The sequence below is a fragment of the Collinsella aerofaciens genome, from assembly GCF_028209625.1.
In the GTDB taxonomy this organism is placed as follows: domain Bacteria; phylum Actinomycetota; class Coriobacteriia; order Coriobacteriales; family Coriobacteriaceae; genus Collinsella; species Collinsella aerofaciens_AM.
Window position 1 is genome coordinate 1 of sequence record NZ_JAQLDU010000036.1, and the last position, 2,193, is coordinate 2,193.

A 2,193-nucleotide genomic window follows, 5' to 3' on the forward strand; every position below is an offset into this window, starting at 1 on the left:
CATCCGGTCCGACCGGGCCGCGCGGCAAGGAGATATATTGCCAGACCGGAGGGGCGCCGTGGGCGGGAATCTGGGTGTACATATTTCCTACACAGTTTGTAATTCTCAGCTGTATTTAGCAGTAATAAAGAGGGGACCTCGTTTCCGAGATCCCCTCCTTCGTCTATCTATAGACTTAGGCTTTCAAAGCCTTAGGCCAATAGCTTGCGACCGGACTCCTCAATCGCGTCAAGTGCTGCATCAGCCTCGGCGGCATCCGCGCCCTTTGCGAAGATGTACAGCTTAATCTTGGGCTCGGTGCCAGAAGGACGAACAATACCCTTGTTGCCACCCTCAAGATCGAACTCAATGACGTTAGCCTTCGGCAGGCCGTTCACGCAGGTGTTGTAATCCACGACGGCCTCAATCTTGGAACCGGCGAGCTCCGCGGGCGGGTTCTCGCGCAGACCAGCCATGATGCCGGCCATCTTTGCCGCACCCTCAGCGCCCGGATAGCTCAGCGAAATCGTCTTGTTGTGATAGTAGCCATACTTCTCGTACAGCTCGTGCATCGCGTCGGCGAGGTTCTTTCCCTGCAGCTTGTAATACTGCGCCATCTGGCAAATCAGCAGCGAAGTGCTCACGGCGTCCTTGTCGCGCACATGGTCGCCGGCCAGATAGCCGTAGCTCTCCTCAAAACCGAAGATAAAGCGATCGACTTCGCCAGCATCGGAAAGCGAGGTAATGATGTCGCCGATGTACTTGAAGCCCGTCAGGCAGCGACGGAGCTCAAAGCCATACTCCTCGGCCAGAGCATCGACCATGGCGGAAGAAACGATAGTAGTAACAGCAACCTTCTTAGTGAGGTTCTCACCGCGGGCAGCACGGGTCTTGCAGATATAGTCGAGCAGCAGAACGCCCATCTCATTGCCAGTCAGCAGCAGATAGTCGTCGCCATTCTTAACGGCAACGCCAACACGGTCGGCGTCAGGATCGGTTGCAAGCAGCAGATCAGGGTGAACCTGCTCGCAGAGATCGATGCCCTTCTGCATGGCCTGACGGATCTCGGGGTTAGGATACGGGCAGGTCGGGAAATCGCCGTTAGGTTCCTTCTGCTCGGGAACAACCGTGACATCGGTGATGCCAGCGCGCTCGAGCACCGTCGTGACGGGAATGAGGCCGGTGCCGTTGAGCGGCGTATAGACAAGCTTAAGCGGAGCGCCAGCGATCTCCTCGGCAGAAAGGTTAGTCACGCCGCGGGCGAGAACGGCGTCGTAATAACGCTCGAGGCACGAGTCGTCGATCCATTTGACCAGACCCTGCTCAAGAGCCTCATCGAAGTCCATGGACTTCACGCCGGTGAACGTATCGGTCTCGGCGATAGCCTTAGAAATTGCATCGGCGGCCTCGCTGGTGATCTGGCAGCCGTCGGGGCCATAGGCCTTATAGCCGTTATAAGGCGCCGGGTTATGACTAGCAGTCATGCAAATGCCACCGGAGCACTTAAGGTCGCGGACGGCCCAGGAGAGCGTCGGCACAGGAGAAATCTTGGAATACACGAGGGCAGTCACGCCGTTTGCTGCAAGAATGGCAGCCGTCGTCTTGACGAACAGTTCACCCTTATTGCGGCTATCGCGAGCGATGGCTACCGTCGGATGCTCGAAGGTCGCATTGAGGTAGTCAGCGAATCCCTGGGTCGCACGACCGACCGTATAGATATTCATACGGTTGGTGCCCGCACCGATAGTGCCGCGAAGGCCGGCAGTACCGAAGGCGAGATCCTGGAAGAAAGCGTCGGTGATGGCGTCCTCATCACCCTGCTCCTTCATCGTGTTGAGCTCAGCGAGGAGCTCCTCGTCCTTGACATTGGCAATCCAAGTATCAAGCAGCTCATGAACATCTGCCATGTGAGTCCTTCCGTCACAATCAATAAAACGACCCGTGTAAAACAGGACAAGCGCAGCAGTGCGCTAAAGCAAATATTAGTCCATTGAGAACAGAGAACCAGCCACAGAACGGTGAACGTTTATATTCACCGGCGGATGATAGGATTGATTTAATTAAATAGAGAATGTCGCCTTTTAACGCAAAAAAGGGGGAGGCCGCGAGGCCTCCCCCTTCTTCAATCTCGATGACAGCTCGGTGCCGTCCACCGGTCAGCGGCGCCCTGGCCTCCCACGGGCTGGCCCCGCAGTACTCTCGGCGCGATGGGGC

The 2,193-nt window shown here is 56.8% G+C and carries 1 protein-coding gene; it reads right to left on the minus strand.

What is annotated here, in order from left to right:
• Positions 1-191: 191 nt before the first annotated feature.
• Positions 192-1,886 carry a phospho-sugar mutase gene (locus PMW70_RS09620; RefSeq protein WP_271744729.1) on the minus strand — a complete coding sequence of 565 codons (1,695 nt, stop codon included), beginning with the start codon at positions 1,884-1,886 and terminating at the stop codon, positions 192-194.
• Positions 1,887-2,193 lie beyond the last annotated feature (307 nt).

Excerpts from the sequence above, each read along its gene's own strand:
- PMW70_RS09620 (WP_271744729.1), bottom strand. The coding sequence starts at position 1,886 with ATGGCAGATGTTCATGAGCTGCTTGATACTTGGATTGCCAATGTCAAG.